This is a genomic window from Planococcus antarcticus DSM 14505, assembly GCF_001687565.2.
Lineage (GTDB): Bacteria > Bacillota > Bacilli > Bacillales_A > Planococcaceae > Planococcus > Planococcus antarcticus.
In genome coordinates, this window is sequence record NZ_CP016534.2 from 3,395,096 (window position 1) to 3,417,828 (window position 22,733).

The window sequence follows — 22,733 nt, forward strand, 5'->3', positions numbered from 1 at the left end:
AAACTGTTTCTTTAATTCAACTTATCTAATTCGCTTCATCTCATGTTCTATAAAGAAGAAAAAAGAGAAAGAGAAAAAGTGACCAACAAAAAATTCGGGCTACTACTCACTGCAGGAATTTTGTTACTGGCAGCTTGTGAAGAAGAATAGTCGACAGCCCACGGCAATACTGAAGCAGAGGTCACAGAACAAGAAAGCCCTACTGAAAAAGAAACGACTACAGAACCGGCAGAAGAAAGTTCACTTGAAGCCATGAATGGTGCTGCTTCTAATTTACTATCAAATAAAGTGGCTACATCAAAGATCTCTATTTCCAAAAAGCAGCACAGGCAAGTAACTTCACTTTGCCTGTGCTGCTTTTTTCTATATACAGTTCTGGAAAGCACGCTGATTCCTCTTAAGCATGTTAAATTCCATTGATAATCAAGAATAAATCTGTAGGCATTAACCGATATAACTACCATGTAGGGCTAACGAAATTTCGTTGAACTAATAATATATAATAGGAACGATTCTGTTATATATATTCCATAACCCATTGGTTAGTTGACAAAGACGCTGACGAGAAAGAGCGATAGGTGGTGCAAAAACGAAGGATGAGATTCCGCAGAAACTTGCGACAAGGAAGCTCAGCACTTTGGATCGAACAAAGACGATTGCCCTGCGCGAGCTCGTTCCGAAAAAGTCGGGACACCCGCGCTAAGAAACTTGTTATATACTAAACGTTTTTCGGTGTTGCTGCTGTATGACTAAAGGCAGAGAGCAAAACAGTGGGGCCCGTTGTATGACCCACATCCTGTGGGCGTGAAAACAAAGCTGTTTTAAGGAATATCGACAGGTAGAAATCATTAGTTCAACATACTGTTGATGGTTTTCAAATCGAAAAGGTATATGGGATAGCCGAGTTTATCTGCAAAGTAATATTTTGTTTTACCCCATTCTTTCTCACAATCTATCTTAACTCTCCATCAATTCTGTATAAACCACCAACCGTTCATCATAATGCCCAATTTCCGTATCAAAAATACCCGTACAAGTAATTAAATTCAACTGAGGTGCTGTACTGCTGCCGAATATATCCTCAAGAGGAGCATCAACTGGCGGATAAGCCTCTTTTTCCTTCACGACAAAAGTGAGTTCTTCTCCTCCTGTCCCTGTAATATGAATTTCATCACCAATTTCTAGTTTTTTCAGATTAAAAAAAGTACCGGGTCCACTAAGACCATCCACATGACCGGCTAGAACCGCATTTCCGTCACTTCCTGGTTTGATTCCGGGTTCGTACCAACCGATTGTATGGATATTTGCTGGTGCTTCCATGTTGCCAGCTGCCGTCTGGCCAACCTCAATGACTTCCGCCCGTGCATCAATTGCCGGGATTTCAATCAATGCAGGAGTGATGCCCAATTGTTTTTCAGTTGCTTTTTGTTCTTTTAAAAGAGAAGCTTCCTGGATAGACTGAGTTTTTTGTTGTATTTTTTGCTCCGCCGTTTTTTCAATAGCATTACTTTGCCGCTCTTTTTGCTCTACTGTTTTTTCAACAATGTTATTTTCTCGTATAATTTGTTCTTTCATTTGCTGAAAAGCAAGATCGCCTTCTGAAGGTGAAGACTCGGTAGCCTGAATTAGACTGCCACTGAGGGTAGTAAAAAGAAAGAGGATATAAATGAGGAAGGTTTTTTTGATCATTGAAGTCATTAAAGTCGCTCCTTTTATAGAAAAATAAAGAGAGGAAACCATTCCCCTCTCTACTTATTCACTTATTCTTTCAATGCTTTTCTTCTTGTGAAAACCAAAGCACCTGCAAGTGCCAACAATGGGAACGTCACTAGCATCCAGTTCATCGTTCCTGAATCAGCCATGCCGCCCATGCCTGTTTCCGGCATTCCTGGTGCTGCAGCAAATTCTTCAGGCATTTGTTGCACGATTGCACCTGACAAAGCTTGACCGATTGTGAACATCAATGCATGACCTTCTGTAAAGGTTTCATAAACTGCTTGATAATCACCTTCCGCATAGCTGTTCAAAATGTCAATTGTGCTTTGTTCGTGCTGTTGTAGAACACTAATTACTGTTTCTTTCGGAAGTTTCCCGCCTGTTGCATCGCTCAGTACAGTTCCTAAATCAACCGCAAATGTGTTCAGCAATTCATCCGTAATTTCATTTACTTTTTCCGTGTTGCCCTCGGCTACTGCTTTGCCAAGTGCTTCACTGTCTTCGTACTGTGTTGAAAAGATTTCGTTAAATGCGTCAGCAGATTCTTTACCGTAAAGAGATTCCACAGCAGCTGCCATTTCGACCGCATTTGCTTCTTGCATCTCACCGACTACTTCAAAAGCTTCTCCGCCTTCGCCTGTAGCAGCTTTATACGCTTCAATAGAAGTAGCTGTCTGATAATAGAAGTGTTCTCCAAGTAGCTGGCTGAACGTTGCTCTTAAATCAGCAGCTGGTGTGACAGCTTTCGTATTTTCGAATTTTTCTGGCATTTGTTTCACAATCGCACTCGATAATGCTGTACCGACCGTGAACATCCGCTCATAGCCTTCGTTGAATTCCGCATAGGCTTCCTCGAAATCCCCTTCAACTGAATTATCAAGGAATTGCATCACGTCTTTTTCATGTTCTTGAAGAACTGAAATTGCGGTATCTTTTGGAAGATTTCCGCCAGTTGCTTCACTCAAGAGAGTTCCTAAGTCTGTCGGGAATGTCTCAAGCAAATCCTTTTTGATTTGATCGATTTGTTCTTGATCTCCACTTGCTACAGCTGCACCATAACCAGCGCTGTCATCGTATTGCGTATCGAAAATTTTATCGAAAGCATCCGCTGCTTCTTGACCATACACGGATTTGATAGCTTCCGTCAGATCGCCGCCATTTGCTACGAGTTGCTCTTGTGCCGCTTCAAGTCCTTCACCAGTCGGCCCGCCTTCTTTTGCTTCATGGTAAGACAGAAGCGCTACTTCTGTTTGATAAATGAAATGCGTAGAAAATAAATTACTGATATCTAAACGTAATTGTGCTGCTGGTGTATCAACTGTCGGTGCCACCTCAGGGATTTGCGTGCTTCCTGTCGATGCACTCACTGTTCCTAATCCAGCTGATGCTAATAATACTGCGCTCAATGGTACGGCTACTACGGTTTTCTTCGCTTGTTTCCAATTCATGTTCAAATTCCTCCTTGTTTTTTTGTTTCTTTGACGACTTTGTGAATAACCTTGCTACTACTAAACGCATAAAAGATAAATACAGATCACATTTTCATCAATTTCTTTTAAACCGATTAGAAATGGCTATTTAAAACGTGATACGGATCTGCAATAAATTTCATAATTATGTAATCCACTAGTAATGAGGTTACTTTTGTTGCATTCCCCGCTATTATTTATCTAAACATTCTTAATTATTTTTTTGTTTTTTTTTACCATTTTCAGTTTTATTAATAACGAGTCACTAATTTTTTCTTTTAGGTACCTAACTAAAAGTTTTAACATTTCCTAAAAAGAGCCTCTCTCTTCAAGCGTATGGAAAATTTCAGGTTGTAGATTTTAAATTGGAAAATCAAAAAAAGCCAAATTTTGTTACGGCGACTCAATCCCACAAGAAAAGATCTTCCTTTTTCTATTTATTCATTCACACAAGATATTTTACGCTCTCTCTTCTTCAAATTAATGTACTAATTTGAAGTATTCCTATAAATGTTAGTTAATATATACTATATTATGGTAAGATGACGGTCTATATAGATCACTTCACTACGCATTCGAGAAGAAGCATCTATTTCTACTTTTGATTTCTCGCGTTAACAGAGTGAAACTTTATTTACAGGACTAAGTTTACTTCCGCGCTGGAAGTAAAGTGCGATTTTATAGAAAACCCGCTATATGCTAGTTGCTTCGTCAAATGCGGGATAAAGATTCAAAGACTCGGTAAGTCTTTATCCTATGTACCCACAGCTTTTCAACTGGGTTTTCTGTGGTCAAAATTTCCACATACGCTAACGGCTTTTTCGAACGCCCATTATTACAGAACGTTAATTTTTGAGAACTTTGGAGGAAGAGTCATGCGTTTTTCGTTAAGTCTTCGGACGCAACTATCCATTATTTTTGCCGGCACTACTATTTTATTGATTTTTATCTTCGGTATTGTTTATGGAGAGCGCTCGATCAAACAGGTCGAGGTTGAAATTGGAAATTCACTTAGTGAAGCTGCCTATTTGATGGAGAATAATTTGGATCAGTATATGTGGTCCAGATACGGCGAAACCATTATGCTCAGCAGTTTGTCAGACATTAGGCAGCTGGAGGATGAACAAAAAATTGGAACTATGCTCAACCAGACACAGTCGACTTTCCCCGCCTTTTCATGGATTGGCCTTACTGATCAAGATGGCACAGTCATTGCGTCTACAGACTCAATTCTTAAAGGAGTTGATATTTCCGAACGCCCCGTTTATTCAGAAGCCTTGGAAAAAACTTTCATTGGGGATGTCCATGAAGCCGTGCTGCTTGCTGACCTATTGCCCAACCCGACCGGGGAAGCAATGAAGTTCGTCGATATCAGCACACCGATTTACGACGACAACAACGATTTTATGGGTGTCTTAGCGACTCACTTGAGCTGGGAGTGGGTAGAAGAAATTGAGGCTTCTATGCTCGATTCGCTGAAAAATCGGGACAGCATTGAATTTTTGATTGTTAGTAAAATAGATGATGTCGTCATTTTAGGTCCCGATGACTTGTTGGGAAAACCTTTAGGCTTGGAGAGCATAGAGCTCGCTCGAACCAATCAAAATGGATCGATCATCGAAACATGGCCGAACGGAAAAGAGTACGTAACTGGCTACATGATGGAAAATGGCTATAAGGAGTATCCGGGTTTGGGATGGACGATTTTAGTCAGACAACCGGTAGAAGTTGCTTATGCATCAACAAAAGAACTGTTACTGTTCTTCTTGGTATCTGGATTGATCTTTGTTGTGTTTTTCGCTATTCTCGGCTGGCTTCTTGCAGGAAGGCTGGCTTCTCCATTAAAAAATATCGCACATGCGGCCGACCGCCTGAGAGTTGGCGAACTCGTTCAGATCCCACTCTATAGAGGAACATCGGAATTGGAAACCTTATCCCTTTCGTTAAGAAAGCTGGTTTCGGATCTTACCCATACAGAATCAGCTTTAGTGGAGATGAAGGAAGTAGCTAAACGGGATGAACTTACAGGCTTAGCAAATCGATATGCACTGGATTTTTACTTGCGCGAATTTGTCCAAGAACATAAAATGGCCATTGTCTTATATATAGACCTAGATGGATTTAAGATGATTAATGACACATTGGGCCATAATTCAGGCGACGAACTTCTTATTCAAGTAGCTCAGCGGCTGAAGAAAATTGTCAGAGAAGGAGAAATGATTTCCAGAGTGGGCGGTGATGAATTTATTGTTGTCTTACCGGCGGGGAAAGAAAATCTAGCCAAAAGAGGAAAAGTGGTTGGAGAAAGAATTATTTCATCCATTAACAAGCCCTACCTACTCGATGGACAGACGGCTTCTGTCAGTTGCAGCATAGGAGCCGCATTTTGGGAAGCTTCCAATTCGATCAATATAGAAGAGACTATTAGAACAGCGGATGAAGCTTTATATGCAGCTAAGAGAGAAGGTAAAAACCGTATTCACATTTACGGGTAGTAGAGTAACGCACACAAGCTGGCCTGAAAACTAAATCATCTAGCATTAAAGGATACTGACATTGAACACGTCAGTATCCTTTTTTTGTTTAACTATCATGATTAAAGCGACAAACCTTTTTCTTCGGATCCGCAACATTGGGGCGATATTCCATCATCCTTATTGAATAAACTTTTTATATCTCTTGAATCTGAACAAGTTGCCCTTGAATGATATACCGTTCCGGTGCATACCCAATGTAATTAAACGGATAGCAAGTTGTTAACGTCAGTGTGGCTTCATTTTTATCGACAATAACGGTTCGGTCGTCGGCATCGGTCACCCACATCTCTTCAACCTTATATTCATAACGCTTGCCTGCATACTCCAGGAATATCTCGGCGCCTTTTTTCACATTATCCAATCCCGTGAAAACAGTGTTTCGATGGCCACTCAAGACCGTATGCCGCTTTTGGTCAGGAGTAGCCGTCCATTCACTGACATACATCCCGACTCCTTGGTCCAGTGTTGCTTCATCCGCTCCCCAATAAGTTGGGTATCCTTTTTCAATGGAAGGAACTACAAGCCGCCCGATTTCTTCTCCTGGTTGATATTGGTCCATCTTGTCACTCATGAGGGCTGACGGTTCTTGAACCGTTTCAGCAGAATTTTTCAGGGCCGGCTGGACAGATTCTGCAACCTCTTCTCGTTCGGCATTGGTCCAGCCTTCAATTTCAGCCAATGAAACCGTCTGAGTTGCTTGAGAACTTTGCCACCATTGGAAACCATAAAAGCCCATTATCGCCAGACCCACAAAAAGAATGGTTAAGTATAATTTATACATGGAGCCGACTTGCACCTCTCTTTCAAATCGAACCAACAGTTGCATAGAAAAAAACCGTATTCAGAGATACGGTTTTTTGTTTTTCTATTGAGTAATCGAGCGTCTTCTAAAGAATAGCATCCCAGCACCTAATGCAGCCAATCCCATACCTGCAAAAGCAAATAATGGATCATTGCTTGCCGTGTCCGGCAATTCTCCGCCTTCTTCACCGATTCCTTCAAGCGGAACCGCACCATTTAAAACGTCTTCCGGCACTGTAATGGGTTCTACTCCGTTAAAGTTACTGATAGACATGTCCATGCTTTGGACCAAATTCAAGCTTTCACCTTCTGCTGAGATATCCATATCGATATACATGGACATTTCCGTCAGGTGAAAAGTTTCTTTCTCAACAGTCATTTCATAGTTGATGTCATTGAAATTAATTTCTTCCATCATTCCTTCCATTGACATCGATGCATCTTCTTCGCCCATCATGGATTCGAATGAAGCAAGAACAGCTTCCATCAAAGCTTCTCCATCACCTTCATAGCTTAACTGATACGCATCTCCTGTATCTTTTACCGTCATATCTTCTCCAAGTGCTTCTGCCTGGGCAACTTGGTCGCCAGCAGTCGTCATGGCCATAAGTTCATCCAAGCCCTCGGAAAGTTCACTCGGCAATTTCACCCAACCTTCCATTGGATCTTCCTGGTAAAATCCTTCTTCTGTCCAATAGGATTCCACTGTTTCTTCTTCCCCGTTAGGTGTAGAAGTGGTGACCGTCTGGTGCATGGCAAAAGGATTGAATGTCACGTCTTCCTCCGTATGGATTGGGACTGTGATGGATTCTCCAGTTGCAATGTCGGGCATCGTCATCTCCATCATCGTCTTGCTGGAGTAACTATCCAGAGAAGACATTGCCTCATTGGATTTTTGCAGCACATCGGCCGCGCTCATATCCGCTGCCAAAGTCGGGGTTGCGCCTGCTACCGCTAGCATGGTAACCAAGGAGACAGGTATCGCTTTTTTCAACATGTAAACACTTCCATTCCGTTAATTTAAGGGACAAATTTAACTCTCTCTTATGTATGTAATTCCCATTTTAATCCCTTATAGTTCCTGATTCCCTCTTTCTTTGAAGTTAAACAAGTATATAGTCACTAAAATTTGGCAATTAGCTATTTAGGTTCTTCGCATTGTTCTCCTATTCTCACCACTTTTAATACAAATTTTCTCGATAGCTCTTCTCCAGAAGTTTGCCAATCGCCTCTTCATCAGCATTCGGCACTTTCGCATGAGCTGCTAGAATCTTCGCGCCTTTTGGAAGTCCCTCTTTATTTGCCCATACCTCAGGATTCCATAGCTCTGACCGCCGGAACGCCTTGGCGCAATGAATAAAGCATTCTTCCACCTCCACACCAATGCCCAGGAGCGGCTTTTTTCCATTAACCGCCATTTTATCTAGCAGTTCTTCATCGTGAATGACGCTAGCTTTTCCATTAATACGCAAGGTCTCACCCAGTCCCGGGATTAGAAACAACAACCCGACATTTGGATTCGATAAGATATTCCGCATAGAGTCCATCCGTTTATTACCCGGTCTTTCAGGAATGATCAACTGCTTGTCATTCATCACATGCACAAAACCGGCACTGTCTCCACGCGGCGACACATCGCACAATCCGAATTCATCCGCTGTTGATATGGTGAGGAATGGTGATTTCTCGATAAAATCTCTGCAATGTTCATCCACGTATGAAATGACTTTATTATTCACGAGTTCACTCGGATTGCCGGTGATTTCCCGAAGTTCTTCCACTGTCTTTATGGTATTTGGAAATGTTGGTTCGGTTTTCAACCTTCTCAATTCCTTTCGCATCACATTTCTTTTTCATCACTTCTCAATCTTATTTTGTATTATACACTTCCTACTGTTTTCTTTTTTAGGTGCCTTCATATATTGTGGTTTACTGTTCCTTATTGGGTATGCTTAAACAAGCGTTTGTGAAAAAAAACCGATGCTTTTCAGCTCAGCCGGTAAACTTAAAGATTATATAGATTGGGTGAAGCGGTGTAGAAAAGCCGATTTCTTTATTTCACCTTATATACGCAAAAAAGATGCCTTAAAAGCTAAGCTTTTAAGGCATCTTCTATTTATCATCCGAACTTATCACACATACCTTTTACAACGTGCTGATATCTATCACGAATCGATACTTCACATCTGAAGCCAAAACGCGGTCATAGGCCTCGTCAATCCCGTCGGCCGAAACTACTTCAATCTTAGGCGCAATGTTGTGTTCTGCACAGAAATCCAGCATTTCCTGAGTTTCCCGGATGCCTCCGATTAGTGAACCTGCAAATGAACGGCGATGGCCGATCAAATTCATCACACTTACTGGCAGCGGTTCTGCAGGAGCCCCGAGGTTTACCATAGTGCCATCAAGAGCAATCAGCCCCAAATAAGCATCCAAGTTGATTTTTGCACTGACCGTGTTGATGATTAAATCAAAATTTCCAGCAAGTTTCTCAAATGTTTCCGGGTCACTTGTGGCATAGTAATCATCTGCACCTAATGCCAGACCGTCTTCTTTTTTCTTCAAAGACTGAGACAAGACAGTCACTTCCGCTCCCATCGCGTGGGCAATTTGAACAGCCATATGGCCAAGTCCGCCCATCCCAACGACCGCTACTTTCTTGCCTGGCCCTGCATTCCAATGATTCAACGGAGAAAATGTCGTGATCCCCGCACAAAGCAATGGGGCTGCAGCGTCAAGCCCGATGCTATCCGGAATTCGGACAACGAAATCCTCGACCACTACAATGTGAGTTGAGTAGCCGCCTTGGGTGGGCTCGCCGTATTTATCAACTCCAGCATAGGTAGGGACCATGCCTTTAAGGCAGTATTGTTCCTCCCCGTTCTGGCAATTTTTACACTCGCCGCAAGAGCCAACCATACATCCGACCCCTACTCGGTCGCCTACTTTGTACTTTGTAACCTCTGGTCCTACTTCCTTAACGATTCCCGCAATCTCATGTCCAGGTACGAGGGGATAATCCACTGGACCCCATTCTCCGTGGGCTGTATGGATATCCGAATGGCAAATGCCCGCATATTTGATATCAATCAGTACATCATTGGAATCAAGGTCACGCCGCTCAATTTCCGCCGCTCGAAATGATTGATCCGGACCATCAATAGCCCGTGCTTTAACAGTTAACATAGAAAAACCTCCTGGAATTTATCATTTTCAAGAGAACGTGCTTATATAGAGCAAAACGAAAGCTCCATTTATCTCTATTTGCACCGTTCCCTTTGCAACCCAATCGTACTCCTTCTAGTTAACTCTAGGGCAAGCGATAAGATCTTTTGAGGTCTTCCGGATGCAGCTTTGACAATCCATAAATGCCATGATAAAATTTCCGCATTGCATAGAGTTTGCTCGATGTTTAGATAAGAAAAAGGAGAAAAAAAACATGACCACCTATTCCATCAGTGAAGTTGCAAAAGAATTGAATCTCTCTGTATATGCTTTGCGCTACTATGATAAAGAAGGGCTAATGCCTTTTGTAGAACGGACTGACAGCGGCACCCGCTTGTTTAAAGAATCCGATATTGCTGCCTTAAAAATAGTCGAGTGCCTGAAAGCTACCGGCATGCCGATTAAAGAAATCAAACATTTCATTGATTGGTGTTCTGATGGAGATTCGACGCTTCAGAAAAGATTTGACATGTTTATGGAACGAAAAGAGATTGTAAAAGCACAGATGGAAGAACTAAAGAAAACTATGGAAGTCATCGAACATAAAGCCATGTATTACAAGACTGCCTTGGATGCTGGCACGGAAGACATCCATAAAAAAGATAAAATCAAGATTTTCTAACAAATTAAAACCACCTGTATTTCATCTTTATAGATAGAATGCAGGTGGTTTTTGTTTGTACTGATCACTGCTTGCAAATTCAAGAAATTACCGAAGACCCCTCCTAGTATTGGATAGAAGCTTGGCAGCAAGATGAAAAACAAGCCCAGCAGGAGACTGACAAGTTTTATCGAATGATTACGCCCATTCGGCCTTCTCTTATTTTATAAAAATGGACATTATGAAATTGATTCACTTGAGCAATGAAAGTAGACACATTCGTTTTCATAGGTTGTTTAATGTACTAGTCTCCGGTTAGTTTATGTCGACTTTTGAGACTCATTTAGTTTAACAGCACGATATGGACAAATTAACTAAAGTAGCGGCGATACAAAGTTTTGGCTTCAGAAATGCTTTTCGTCCCGTGAACTAACACTCGGCCATCCTTAAAAATAACAAGCCGGTGTTCTTCTATCGAAAAAGATAACAAATATGGATTGCGTGAAACTTTTCCTTTTTGTTTGGATAAAACTTTATCCAAGCTTTCCAAGTCTCTAGCTATCGGTTCAGAAGGACGGATTTGAACCGTATCCCTCCCACATAAAACAGCAGTTTTTATTTGATTTGAGAAAGCAAGATATGGATAGGAACGATTCGATCCACAAGATGGGCAATCTTCTTTTTTAACCTTATCAACGTTAATAGATGAATGTTGGTTTTTCCAAAGATCGAAAGATACCAGTTTGTTTCTTAAATTAAGTGTATCTTCGACCAAAATTTTCAATGCTTCTGAAATTTGAAAAGACACGACCATTTGGACAGCGGGGCTGATAATCCCCACCGTATCACATGTAACGCCGCCCATCGGTATATTTTCCAGTAGGCAGTTTAGACACGGTGTTTCACCTGGAATAATCGTATAACTGATTCCGTAACTTCCAACACATGCGCCGTAAATCCAAGGAACCCGATGTTTTTGAGAAATATCATTAATAATCATTCGGATATCAAAATTATCGCTAGCATCGAGAATCAGATCAACGCCCACCACGAGCTGTTCCATTTCTTCGACCGAGACATCCATGACATGACAGCGGACTTCCACTTTGGAGTTGATGAGCGTTAAGCGTTTTTTAGCTGCTATTGCTTTAGGAGTTCGCTGCTTTGCTTCCTCTTCAGTGTAAAGCTGCTGGCGCTGAAGGTTGCTCCACTCTACATAATCCCGGTCCGCAATGGTTATTTTGCCTATACCTGCCCGCACAAGCATTTCAGCACAGCCAGTTCCCAATGCGCCAGCACCGATCACCAACACATGCTTGTTTCTCAATTTCGCTTGTCCTTCTTTTCCTATTGGTTCAAAAAGCTCTTGTCGTGAGTATCGTCCATTCAACTGATGCTCATCCCTTCAACCGGACTACTGGCAGTAGCGTATCGTTTTTTCGGGATTCGTCCTGCTTCAAATCCCAGCCTCCCTGCTTCGATTGAAAGCCTCATAGCTTTGGCCATTTTCACGGGATCTTTTGCCCCGGACACAGCTGTATTCAGCAAGACACCTGACGCTCCCATTTCCATTGCAATAGCAGCGTCAGAAGGTGTACCGATTCCGGCATCGATAATAACAGGAACACTTGTCTGTTCAATGATGAAAGAAAGGTTTAACGGATTGATGATTCCCTGGCCAGAGCCAATAGGAGATGCACCCGGCATGATGGCGTGGCAGCCTAATTCTTCGAGACGTCTTGCCAATAAAACATCATCTGATGTGTATGGCAAGACCGTAAACCCTTCTTTTAGTAGCTCTTCTGATGCTTTTAATGTTTCAATTGGATCCGGAAGCAACGTTTTTTGGCAACCGATCACTTCAACTTTAATCATGTCACAAAGACCTGATGCCTTCGCTAATTTGGCAGTCCGGACTGCTTCTTCTGCAGTCTTGGCTCCGGCTGTATTTGGAAGTAATGTGTACTTTGCAATATCTAAATTTTCCAGAAAATTAGGCTGGCTGGCTTCAAATATATTCATCCGTCGAACTGAGAATGTCAGAATTTCTGTACCCGAAACAGCTACTGCTTCTTTTTGTATATCAAAATCAGGATACTTACCAGTGCCCAGCAATAGTCTGGATGAAAATTCATAATCACCTATTCTTAACATGTTCATCCACCTCCTACAAAATGTACTAATTCGATTTTATCCCCATGACAAATCAGAGTTTCTGTATGTTTCGCTTTCCCCAATATTTCAGCATTTTTTTCAACGATGATTACTTTCTGGTTCAATTCTAAGTACTGCAGCAGTCCAGTCACTGTTTTCACTGTATTTGGTATTTCTACTTGATCCCCATTAACCGTCAATTTCATTTTCTTCACCTCATGATTAGATTGGTTTTTCTGATTGATCGATCCACACGAAAAGAAGATATATCAATTGGAGGAGATTTTCCTTCAACCAAATCAGCCATCACCTCTCCGGTAATTGGCGCCAGCAAAATTCCGTTTCGAAAATGACCTGTTGCTATGAACAAACCTCTATAACCGGGATGTTCACCCAAGTAAGGCAGGCCATCAGCAGTCTGCGGTCGAATTCCAGCCCAAGCTCCTTCCCACTCAGCTTGTGCTATGGAAGGTACCAGTTTTTTTGCATTCTCCATCAATAAAGAAACCCCTTCTACAGTCACTTGTTGATTGAATGTATTCGGTATGACGGTTGCCCCTACTATGATCCTTCCTCCTTTTTTTGGAACAAGATAGCAGTCATTTGTAAAAATTGTGCTGGACAATAAAGAGGCTTCTGTCCGTACAGAAAAACATTCGCCCTTCACAGGATAGGTTTTAAGCTGTAAGCCCGTTTCCATCAGCAACTTTTCGCTCCAAGCTCCGCCCGTTACTACTACACTGTCACTTAAAAAATCGCCTTCATTCGTAGCGATCCCAGTAATTTTTCCGTTTGAAAAATGAAAGGAATGAACTTCTACATATTCTTTAATTACAGATCCGAGTGCTGATGCAGATTTTAAAAACCCCAAAGCCAGCTGATGGGCTGCTACTTGGCCATCTTTTTCGAGATACATTGCACCAATTATCTCACTAGACAATGCTGGCTCTCTTTTTCTTACTTCCTCGCCGGTGAGCCATTCTGCTAGCTCGCCGTTCTGTCTATGGGCCTCAATGATCCGATGGTATTCCTGTTGCTCATCATCAGTTAAGGCGAGTCTCAGCATTCCCTTATTCACAAGTTCAATATCAATTCCGCTCGCCATTTTCAGTTCATCCGCTAAGTTACTAAACATCGTCCTGCTCGCCCTAGCCAATTGAAAAAGTGGACCCTTTCCATCCAGCTCCGCTTGGGCGCCCAGCATCCCTGCTGCAGCTCCGGATGCTTTACTTACAAGCCTGTCTTTTTCCAGCAATAAGACTTCCATCCCTCTTTTCGCCAAATTATATGCTATTGCCCCGCCATTGACGCCGCCGCCGACTACAATGGCATCATAAGTTTTATTCATTAAAATCCTCCTTTAACCGCTTAAGTAAAAAACGTTAGCTAGACAAATAGGACCGATATTGCTGTACCGTCTCAAAGGGGTCTTTTGCTTCTAATATCCCTGACATTATAGCGACTCCTTGTGTTCCTGCTTTGATAACATCTTTAATATTCGCCGGCATTATTCCACCAATCGCAATGACTGGGATTGAAACTGATTCAGAAACGGACCTTAACTGATCTATCCCTTTTGGACGTAGCCCTGGTTTTGATTGAGTCGAATACACATGGCCAAAAATTAGATAATCCGCTCCTTGTTGCTCGGCCATTTGAGCTTCTTCAATAGAATGAACGGAACAGCCAACTGTTAAATTCGAAAATTTTCTTTTTACAATTTCGACAGGTAGCGAATGATAGGCTAATTGAACTCCTTTTGCATTTGAAACATAGGCAACATCCGCCCTGTCATTAATCACTATTTTTGAAAGAGGAACTTGTTGATCTATTAAAAGCTCGACCATTTTATATATTTCTTTTGCTGTTTTCGTTTTTTCACGAAGATGTATGCAATCGATGTAAGGATGAATCCTACCGACAATATCTGCTAATAGTTCCGGCTTTTGCTTTCCTGTTGAAATAATATGCAGCTTATTATTCTCCATATATTTACTCCTCCAATCTAAATCCTTAAGCATAAAAAACCACTCCAGCGACGGAGTGGTTTTGACTATATCTTATGTGTTGATACAACATATAGTGACCACTTCCCTACGCTAGTTTCAACTAGATCAGGTTCAAAGGGTCCGGATTTCTCCGTCTCAGTCTTAAAAGACTCCCCCAGTGTTTTATATTCAGTTTTTTCAAAATATCTAAAGTAAGCGTAACATCTCCTGTGATATTTATCCAGTTCGTAGTAAACTACCCGCTACATAACGCCATCGCCGGTTGTTTGAAGTGGGGGCTTCTCGACTGTTGTTTTTAGTAGCCAACGAAAACAGTCGAATCTTTTGGCCATCTGCAATTCCTGGTCAGGATAGAGACGGAATTTACAGGCTCTGTGGATCACATCCATTCAACTAGCTTCTGTTTCTCGATTCATGTTCATCTGGAAAACGAATTTCATTTTTGACAAACGCCAACCGACATCCATATCTCCTATACCGTTGGACTTTAACCAGAGTATACATGAAAAAGAATACGCTTTTCAGAAAATGTTAAATAGTAAAAAAGAACATTTACTGTCTATCCTTTCTGATGATCCTTGTATAATTTGCGGTGATAACTAGCTTCATTTTATACAGTCCAATCGGTTTCAAAGTCGTATGCTGAATATACCACTAACCCTCTGCATCCGAACAAATCTATAATACCTCCATCTTTTTACACAGATGCACCTACTAATTCGGATTATCTTTGCACGATTGCGTCGCCTACAATACTTTTCTCAATTCCTTTTCTCCGAGAACGAGAGACAAAATCCTTATGCCAATTTTCTTAATTATTTACTTGCACTTCGCTAACTTGTCAAATTCCTTTGTCCAACTCGGACCACCCACTTGTTGATAAGTTCCGCTCAGAAGATATGCTTTATCTGACTTTTTTTTGAGTCTACTGCTTGAATTTAAGAACCTTCATTCCCTACTTCTATTCCAAAAAAACGAAGAATTTAGTGTATAAAGGTCTATCAATTTTAAAATATGTAAATAAAAATAAGAATAGTGGGTATATAAGGTCTATGTCTATTAAATGCTAATGGATATTAAGGCACGATTTAGACAAATAGAAAAAATTTCGACATGAAGATGGTTGTATTGATTATTTCAAAGAATGTTAAAAATCATATAACAAGACGAACAGCAAGGCATTTCTTTTTACCATGATGAGTTACCTGCTGTGCGAATATCGTGTCTTACAAACACCATCTATTGGGATTTCGAAAAGTTTTTATGAGAATCAAAAGTAGAGGTGAGCGGGGGCTTAGGAACCGCCTACTAGCAGTTCGCATTTTTTATCATTCAAGAAGTTTTCTAGTGAAACACAGCCGTTTCAAAAGCACTATCGAGAGAAAAGGCTTTTAAAAGCTTGCTGCATGAAATTTATGTGGTAGAAAGACTGAATACTGTAGAGGGGGCAAAAAACTGCGTATCGCCAAAGAAATATTCATTTCTTGACAGCATTATTACCCTTTTTAAAAAAGGCAGCGATTATTTGATCAAGCGATAAAAAGCATAAACCACAAGCCGCTTTTTTATGCGGATGAAGTAAAAAATATTATCGAATGTTGTAATTCCATTACCTAAAAATATGTCAATCGAAAGGAATTTAACTCAATGAACACGACATTAGAAAAGAAATATATCCCATTAGCAGACTATTTTTCAACATCAACAAACCCGACTATTACATTACATTTTACTGAAATCGAAAAGATTATGGGGCAAAATCTCCCTCATAGTGCTTACCTCAATCACAGCTGGTGGAAAAAGACGAAAGCACCCGCTAAGCATTTTCAGGCCTGGACAGATGCAGGCTACACCGTCAATCACGTTGAACCTAATCGCTATGTCATTTTTGAGAGGATAGATCTTTTGAATAAAAAAGAAGCAATCAAAAACAATGAAGACATCTTACTCATACGCTCTGCCGGACACGGTGATGCCCGTTTTCTCGCAGATTTACAGAAAAGCATCGAAGGAGAATCAGACTTTTTACTGTACGGAAAAGAGGAGCGCGCACTGTCGACACAAAAAGTGAGAAAGCAAATTATTGAGTGGAAGCAAAGCGGCCATTCGATCATCTTTCTTGCTATTCTAAATGGACAGCACGTTGGCTACTTGATGGTCAAGGGCAATGATGCCAAACGAGCCACGCATCGCGCTGAACTGCGCCTTGCCATTCAAGCAAATTCGCAAGGCAAAGGAATCGCATCCTCGCTTCTTCAGAAAGCAGAGGAATGGGCAATCACAAAAGCCATCAGTAGACTTGAACTCACTGTTTTAGAGGCAAATGTTCCAGCTCGAACGCTTTACGAAAAAAATGGTTACGAATCAGAAGGCATTCGCAGAAACTCCATGATCATTCACAACGAACCGCAAAATGAAATTTACATGGCCAAGATGTTGGCTTACTAAAGAAGGGCAAACGCTTGGTACCATGCGTTTGCCCTTTCTCCTGTTTTCATTTTTATTTTTGGTGGATTCTTCTGCAGTTAGTTAATTCGTTCGATAACTGGCGATATGCAAATCTTCTATTGTTGAATGATGAATTTACATTATTGACGTATACTTTTCAAATCACTCGTTTGCTTCTAGGTTAAGGTAAAAATTCTTGACCACTTTCTACTAAAACCACACTACACCCATTTGAAAGAAAGGCACTGCCATCGTCCTGACACCACGCATACCACCAGATTTCCGGAACACTTTCTTGTGGTCTGATCAATGTAAATGTGCTTATTGTTTTTTCTGTCCAACTAAGTGGAAACTATTCATTCATTTTTACCAACAAAAAAGGAGAGAAGAGGTACTTGCTCAACCTCTTCTCTCCTTTTTTATATCCAAGCAGCTTTTTATAAGCTGTCGCATGCAAACAGTAAAGATGTGTATTTCGTTTGGTCATTTAATAAGCCAATAAATCTTTCTTAACTTATTATGCCGTCTCTTTGAGGTATTTTTCGATTGCCATGTAACCTAGATAGCACTTGTTTCGAGATCTGCCATCCATAATTTTTTCGACAGAATCTCTACTGAGAGTAAACTCTTCCTCTAACTGATGAAACGGCAATCCTTTGATTTTGTTTAAATAGAGAAGAAAATATACATCTTCATCTGTCAGTTTTTTTATGTCGCTGTTGTTTACCATGAGTCATATCCTCCCCGGCCTTTACGTGCAGATTGGCTTTGTCTCTATTATATTCTGTATTTAATTTCCTCATAAGTTTGCGGATGAATGCTGGTAGGTCTACAGACTCTTTTTCCTCCTTTTACAATGGCCCCCATTCTGCACTCACTCCTTTTTCCACATCCTCATTTAATAGATTGGCGTACAAGGTTGAACTGACTAGACACCTGCCTCAGTTGGATAACAGCGCCTTTTCAGTTTTCTATGGATCTGAACTTACTAAGCTTGAGCGGCTAGTTTAGCTTTTTCGGCTTTGTATTGTTTGTAACTTTCAATGAACTCCTCATAAGTCAGCTGACGTCGTGTAGACGCATTCCCCATTTTCACAAAGCCTTTTGTGATAACAACCATTATGTATATCCTCCTTTTGTTTTCAATAAGTTTTGCATATTTTATCTACTGTACAAGTGCAATTTGTCTTAAAGAAAATCGTTTTTTAATCCTACTTCAAGATTGAGAAAGGTGTTACATAATAAAGTTCTTTCCGACAGTCTGCAGAAACTTTAAATAGCCCCCAAAACACTTCTTTCGAAATGTTATATCGGTGAATGTAATTTGGTAAGACCATCATTTGTTTGGTCGCATGCTCCATCTTTTTTTCCTCTATATCGACCCATACAGATTCTACTTTCTTTTGCCCACCGCTTTTCGTAAACTCTCTCGTTAAACGGGCAAATAACGTAACGAACAGGGTGCCGTTTTCTTCATGCACATCTTTTGAGCGTGTAAAAAAGTAGGTGATTGATTCTAAAGGAACCAGCTGGTTTTCGGGCATTTTCTTTTATCTCCTTTGTATTTCTTTTCTTAGTTAGTCGATATGTCAGCTGAAATGAAGTTGAGGTCTTTTACCTAGTCATGACGCACGAAAAAAAGTAGAAAATTTAACTGGTTCGCTAATATTTTAAACATTTATTCCGCATAGACTTACCATTTCCAGATTTGTTTCTACTGTTTATAACCGACATCTTGTCCCATTTCGACCACTAGCAGCTTCGTTTTTTCGATGGTAATCCAACGACGTGGCTACAAAGACTATTTGTGCTAATCAATTCAATGATTGATTGCTTCCTTTAAGCTCTCAAACGAACCTTTTGCTCAAATGAAGAGGGACTTTTTAAATCAAGATTTTTCAAATCAATCAGCTAATGGTTTTTTGAAGTCGTTAAGCCATTTGCTATTTCATCAAATAGTAATTGCTTTTTATCGAAACGATAGTAATGCCGCCAATAAACGAAGAGTTCTTTTGCTATTCCCAACTTTTTTGCGCCTTCATTAGTGTTTAAGTGTTCATCTACGCAAATTCTATACATCACTTTTTTAAGAGACTTTTTATGTTCTCGCTCAATCACACTTTTATACTGCATGTATTTCATGGATTCCCACCACCCGTTGAAAATTCGTTAATTATGAACTATTTTGTAAAGAGTCCAACAGAATACCTCGCTAGAAAAATGTCGCTTCCTATTAAATATTTTGTTTTTTTTGAAAACTTTTAAAAAATTAATTTTTCTCATATATCGAGTAATTCAGATTACATTGTTTATTTATACCATATTTATTTAGTTCTATCTACCTGTAATTCACTATTTTTTTAATTAAAATAAAAATTAATGAGCAATTAGGTAAATAAAGAAAAATAAAAAGTTATAAATGTACTTATATCCCATTATTTTATACCCATTTTTAAAAAAACATAAAATTTAAAATAATCCTTCAGTTTATTAATAAATACACCCTAAATACATTTCTTTTTCAATGATCCCCCGTGCATTCTTATGAAAACTTATTAATGACAATGAGTTATTCCTATTAAAACTAGTTTTTTTGAAGAACTTATAAAAAGGAAGGACGGAGGGTTCTAATTACCCTTGCGTCCTTCCTTGAATTTCCACTAAATAGTTAGCTTTCTCTTTTTGCGCTGAGGTGATTTTTTAGCTGATAAAAAAAGAGAAGAAGTTCGATAATCGACAATACGTAAGCCACATTCAGCAAGAAATAACCTTTTGAATTTATCATTTTTCTAAAAAGTGTATGCTCGCCTATTTTCTTTTAAAGTTTATAAAAAGCAGGTTTCTGAATGTAACTTAATTTATAACTATATGTGATTCCGGCCTGTTAATGTTCCGCAAATCAGCTGCTAAGAGCTTGCACCGAACGCGAACTAGGGCTTCCACTTTCCATGTCACTTACGCTGCTCTCATAGGAGCCTCCGCTGGTTTGCTTCGTATCTTGGTGGCTTGTTGCTCAAGGATGCTTAGAATAAAGAGTGTAAGACGGCGAAGGGCAAAGATATGCTCCTGCATCGCTACGCTAGCTTCGTCGCAAAGCTATAGACCAAAGAACTTTGAGCAGTATCTTTCCAATGAAACCGGCATAACGATACAAGAGCAGTTGGTTTTTTGCCGACTTCCACTTTTCCTTCTCCGAATCTTTATTCGTTCCCATTATAAATAATTAGTTCAACGTATATAGACGCGCATCCTACTAAAACCCGACGATGTTGCATATCAGCTGTTCATAAGGTTCCTATACAAACACCCTAATTCAGCAGCAGGCATCCTACTCAATTGTTAAAGAAAAAACATAATGCGCAGTCCCTTGTTCCCAAGCTGCGACAACTTCATAAACCGTTTTCCCGGTGGACTCGTCAAGTATGATTTTGCTGTATGGTCCTTTCATACGATGTTTTGATCCCCATATATAGAAACCATAGGAGTTGGGCTCTTTTTCAAATCTAAGCTCGATCACTGCAATTTCATTTACTGGAGGGGCTTTCTGATTCATGGCTATTTCTAAAGGAGAAATGGTTTCTGCTTCAACAGATACCCGAGCATTCTCTTCTTCATCGAAATAGCTCCATGCATGTGCGCCGAGAATAGCGGAAACTTCAATTCCGTCTACCGCTACTTTGAGATTTGGAGGCGCTTTAGGCATTTCTTCCGGATATTCTATTGCGGGATTCGTGATTTTGTTATCCACCACATCTCCTTGTTCTTCAGAGCAAGCTGTTGCTGCCAAAAGTATAACTACAACCAAAAAGAATAGTTTGAATTTCATCATCTTTGCCCCCTTATGTCCATTAGACACCGTGTTAGGAGAAAAGTTACACCACAACAAGCCAGAAAAAGCAAAAACGCACCAATCCCAGAGCCGGTTACAACTCAGGATTGGTGCGTTTTCTATGAGAAATCCAGTATCTGCTTTTGTGTTACACGAACTTTTTATGGCCCTCCGGATACGCCTTCTCAGCCAATCTGCTCATGGTGTGACGGATTCCCGTCCTGCGTCAGATGGATTTCAGAAGAGTTTCTTTCCTCTTCTCGTTGTTCCTACTCTTCTTCCAGAAAGCCATTTTCAACAAGCCACTCATAAGCAACAACTGAAACACTCTGTCCTTCAACGTCAACTAAATAATTCAACTCTCTCATAATGTCGCTGTTTAAGTTTTCTGCCAAACGAGCTGTGATTTCTTCAATTTCGGGATATTCTTCATATACCTCTTGATTGATCGCCACAGCTGCTCTGTATGGAGGGAAGAATTGTTTGTCGTCCTCCAATACCACTAGGTCATAACTTCTAACAGTGGCATCTGTTTCAAAGGCTACTGAAACGTCAACCTGTTCATTGTTCAACGTCCGCTGTGTCAAACCCAGATCCATTTGGCGTACTTGGCCGGAACCGAATTCAAAGCCATAGGTCTCTTCTACCCCTGGTAAGCCGTCTGAACGATTCGCAAATTCAGCATCGGCAGCCATCGTTAACTCACCAGGATTATCATTAATATAGGCTGACAGGTCACTAATGGATTTGATCCCGAGCTCTTCCGATTGCTCGCTTCTCATGACGAGCGCATAGGTGTTGTTGACTCCCGACATATTCATCCAGTGGATGTCGTTTTCGCTATCAATTTCTTTCACCTTTTGAAAAGCAGCCTCGGGATCAGCGATGGATTCTTCGCCCATATAAGTGATGAGCGCCGTTCCTGTGTATTCCCACATCATGTCCACTTGACCGTTTTCTAGTGCTGAGCGAACAACACTGCTGCCCAGGTTGTTCATTTGGTTGACTTTGAATCCTTCTTCTACTAATAAGAAAGCCGTCATCTCTGACAATAAATATTGTTCAGTAAAGTTTTTGCCCCCTACAGTCACTTCTTTTCCTGCAACTCCAAAGCCCGAACAGCCCGACAGGATTACCGTGATGATCAGCAGAGGGATAAGTTTGAGTGATTTAATCACAAATTCTGATACCTCCTATTTTCTTCGCTACGCTTTCTCAATACGCCTTGATCCTTTTGGCACAACAACATATTCCACTTTACGCAGTATATAATCAGCCAGAATCGCCAATAGAGTTACCGGTATGGCTCCAGAAATCAGGAAACCGTTATCAAACAAGTTAATTCCGGTAAATATCCAAACTCCAAGACCACCTGCACCCACTACATAGGCAAGAGCCGCTGTACCAATATTCAATACGACAGCCGTCCGGATACCTGCAAGAATTGAGTAAGCTGAATTGGGAAGTTCGATGCGAAATAAAATCTGATGTGGTTTCATGCCCATCCCTTTTGCCGCATCGATCATGTTCTTGTCAATAGAGTCAATGCCTGCCACTGTGTTTCTGAAGATAGGCAGAATCGAATAAATGAACAGCGCGAAAACTGCTGTTTGAAATCCAATGCCTAAAATACTGATCATTAGCGCAAGGACTGCCAGACTGGGAATTGTTTGTCCCAAATTAACGACATTGGAAACCAGCCATTCCGCTTTTTTGAATTTCGGTCTGGTGATGAGAATGCCGGCCGGCACCGCTATTAAAATAGCGAGTAGTGAAGAAACCAGCACCAGTACAATATGTTGTCTCAACAACACCAAAAATGTTTCCGATTGAGTGAAGATATAGTCAAAATAGTTATTGGAAATCGCCCAGATAAAAAATGCGGCGACCAATGCATAAAGCGAGTATCTTACCATATTACCTATCAACTTTTTGCGATTCACC

General features: G+C 40.6%; 23 protein-coding genes and 1 riboswitch. Of the genes, 3 read left to right on the forward strand and 20 right to left on the reverse strand.

Annotated features, from left to right (window positions below):
• Positions 1-47 precede the first annotated feature (47 nt).
• The 3 genes from BBH88_RS16700 to BBH88_RS16710 form a co-directional block, all read right to left on the reverse strand.
• Positions 48-386, reverse strand: a complete 339-nt coding sequence (locus tag BBH88_RS16700) for a hypothetical protein (protein WP_065536449.1) — start codon at positions 384-386, stop codon at positions 48-50.
• Positions 387-957: 571 nt separating this feature from the next.
• Positions 958-1,698, reverse strand: coding sequence for a class F sortase (locus tag BBH88_RS16705; protein WP_006831661.1), 741 nt, complete (start codon positions 1,696-1,698; stop codon positions 958-960).
• A gap of 62 nt (positions 1,699-1,760) precedes the next feature.
• Positions 1,761-3,164, reverse strand: a complete 1,404-nt coding sequence (locus BBH88_RS16710; RefSeq protein WP_065536448.1) for a hypothetical protein — start codon at positions 3,162-3,164, stop codon at positions 1,761-1,763.
• Positions 3,165-4,060: 896 nt separating this feature from the next.
• On the opposite strand from BBH88_RS16710, the gene BBH88_RS16715 reads away from it, so the two are divergent.
• Positions 4,061-5,680 carry a sensor domain-containing diguanylate cyclase gene (locus BBH88_RS16715; RefSeq protein ID WP_065536447.1) on the forward strand — a complete coding sequence of 540 codons (1,620 nt, stop codon included), beginning with the start codon at positions 4,061-4,063 and terminating at the stop codon, positions 5,678-5,680.
• Positions 5,681-5,855: 175 nt separating this feature from the next.
• Here BBH88_RS16715 and BBH88_RS16720 read toward each other — a convergent pair whose 3' ends face one another.
• The 4 genes from BBH88_RS16720 to BBH88_RS16735 all read right to left on the reverse strand — a co-directional run bounded on the left by BBH88_RS16720 (position 5,856) and on the right by BBH88_RS16735 (position 9,709).
• The gene (locus tag BBH88_RS16720; protein WP_065536446.1) at positions 5,856-6,503 is read right to left on the reverse strand and encodes a class D sortase; all 648 of its coding nucleotides are present in this window, start codon (positions 6,501-6,503) and stop codon (positions 5,856-5,858) included.
• Between the two features lie 84 nt (positions 6,504-6,587).
• Positions 6,588-7,520 (reverse strand): LPXTG cell wall anchor domain-containing protein, encoded by a 933-nt coding sequence (locus tag BBH88_RS16725; protein WP_006830943.1) that lies wholly within the window; start codon positions 7,518-7,520, stop codon positions 6,588-6,590.
• 184 nt (positions 7,521-7,704) lie between these two features.
• Positions 7,705-8,343 (reverse strand): pyridoxamine 5'-phosphate oxidase family protein, encoded by a 639-nt coding sequence (locus tag BBH88_RS16730; RefSeq protein WP_006830942.1) that lies wholly within the window; start codon positions 8,341-8,343, stop codon positions 7,705-7,707.
• Positions 8,344-8,668: 325 nt separating this feature from the next.
• Positions 8,669-9,709, reverse strand: a complete 1,041-nt coding sequence (locus tag BBH88_RS16735; RefSeq protein ID WP_006830941.1) for an NAD(P)-dependent alcohol dehydrogenase — start codon at positions 9,707-9,709, stop codon at positions 8,669-8,671.
• A gap of 253 nt (positions 9,710-9,962) precedes the next feature.
• On the opposite strand from BBH88_RS16735, the gene BBH88_RS16740 reads away from it, so the two are divergent.
• The gene (locus tag BBH88_RS16740; RefSeq protein ID WP_006830940.1) at positions 9,963-10,370 is read left to right on the forward strand and encodes a MerR family transcriptional regulator; all 408 of its coding nucleotides are present in this window, start codon (positions 9,963-9,965) and stop codon (positions 10,368-10,370) included.
• 349 nt (positions 10,371-10,719) lie between these two features.
• On the opposite strand, the gene BBH88_RS16745 is transcribed toward BBH88_RS16740, so the two are convergent.
• The 6 genes from BBH88_RS16745 to BBH88_RS20055 all read right to left on the reverse strand — a co-directional run bounded on the left by BBH88_RS16745 (position 10,720) and on the right by BBH88_RS20055 (position 14,901).
• Complete coding sequence (locus tag BBH88_RS16745; RefSeq protein WP_065536445.1) at positions 10,720-11,739, reverse strand: thiazole biosynthesis adenylyltransferase ThiF; 1,020 nt, start codon at positions 11,737-11,739, stop codon at positions 10,720-10,722.
• Complete coding sequence (locus BBH88_RS16750; protein WP_065536444.1) at positions 11,736-12,503, reverse strand: thiazole synthase; 768 nt, start codon at positions 12,501-12,503, stop codon at positions 11,736-11,738. Before BBH88_RS16750 ends, BBH88_RS16745 begins: the two co-directional genes overlap by 4 nt.
• 2 nt (positions 12,504-12,505) lie before the next feature.
• Entirely contained in the window at positions 12,506-12,709 is a 204-nt protein-coding gene (gene thiS / locus BBH88_RS16755; RefSeq protein WP_006830901.1) for a sulfur carrier protein ThiS, read from the reverse strand.
• A gap of 5 nt (positions 12,710-12,714) precedes the next feature.
• Positions 12,715-13,851, reverse strand: coding sequence for a glycine oxidase ThiO (thiO, locus tag BBH88_RS16760; RefSeq protein WP_065536443.1), 1,137 nt, complete (start codon positions 13,849-13,851; stop codon positions 12,715-12,717).
• 34 nt (positions 13,852-13,885) lie between these two features.
• Entirely contained in the window at positions 13,886-14,491 is a 606-nt protein-coding gene (gene tenI / locus BBH88_RS16765; RefSeq protein ID WP_065536442.1) for a thiazole tautomerase TenI, read from the reverse strand.
• Positions 14,492-14,577: 86 nt separating this feature from the next.
• Positions 14,578-14,678, reverse strand: a riboswitch (TPP riboswitch).
• Positions 14,679-14,754: 76 nt separating this feature from the next.
• Positions 14,755-14,901 carry a helix-turn-helix domain-containing protein gene (locus BBH88_RS20055; protein WP_154669177.1) on the reverse strand — a complete coding sequence of 49 codons (147 nt, stop codon included), beginning with the start codon at positions 14,899-14,901 and terminating at the stop codon, positions 14,755-14,757.
• Positions 14,902-16,159: 1,258 nt separating this feature from the next.
• On the opposite strand from BBH88_RS20055, the gene BBH88_RS16770 reads away from it, so the two are divergent.
• Complete coding sequence (locus tag BBH88_RS16770) at positions 16,160-16,960, forward strand: GNAT family N-acetyltransferase (protein WP_006831249.1); 801 nt, start codon at positions 16,160-16,162, stop codon at positions 16,958-16,960.
• A 517-nt stretch (positions 16,961-17,477) separates the two neighbouring features.
• On the opposite strand, the gene BBH88_RS16775 is transcribed toward BBH88_RS16770, so the two are convergent.
• The 7 genes from BBH88_RS16775 to BBH88_RS16800 all read right to left on the reverse strand — a co-directional run bounded on the left by BBH88_RS16775 (position 17,478) and on the right by BBH88_RS16800 (position 22,732).
• A complete protein-coding gene (locus BBH88_RS16775) occupies positions 17,478-17,690 on the reverse strand; it encodes a hypothetical protein (RefSeq protein WP_006831250.1) in 213 nt (70 codons plus the stop codon).
• Between the two features lie 258 nt (positions 17,691-17,948).
• Positions 17,949-18,080, reverse strand: a complete 132-nt coding sequence (locus BBH88_RS19845; RefSeq protein WP_269147321.1) for a hypothetical protein — start codon at positions 18,078-18,080, stop codon at positions 17,949-17,951.
• A 91-nt stretch (positions 18,081-18,171) separates the two neighbouring features.
• Positions 18,172-18,504: a hypothetical protein gene (locus BBH88_RS16780; protein WP_006831251.1), complete on the reverse strand. Its 333-nt coding sequence runs from the start codon at positions 18,502-18,504 to the stop codon at positions 18,172-18,174.
• A gap of 367 nt (positions 18,505-18,871) precedes the next feature.
• A complete protein-coding gene (locus BBH88_RS16785; RefSeq protein ID WP_006831252.1) occupies positions 18,872-19,102 on the reverse strand; it encodes a hypothetical protein in 231 nt (76 codons plus the stop codon).
• Positions 19,103-20,288: 1,186 nt separating this feature from the next.
• Positions 20,289-20,789: a hypothetical protein gene (locus BBH88_RS16790; RefSeq protein WP_238323348.1), complete on the reverse strand. Its 501-nt coding sequence runs from the start codon at positions 20,787-20,789 to the stop codon at positions 20,289-20,291.
• A 269-nt stretch (positions 20,790-21,058) separates the two neighbouring features.
• Complete coding sequence (locus BBH88_RS16795) at positions 21,059-21,967, reverse strand: ABC transporter substrate-binding protein (protein ID WP_006831254.1); 909 nt, start codon at positions 21,965-21,967, stop codon at positions 21,059-21,061.
• Positions 21,968-21,994: 27 nt separating this feature from the next.
• Positions 21,995-22,732, reverse strand: a complete 738-nt coding sequence (locus BBH88_RS16800) for an ABC transporter permease (protein ID WP_006831255.1) — start codon at positions 22,730-22,732, stop codon at positions 21,995-21,997.
• Between the last annotated feature and the right edge of the window lies 1 nt (position 22,733).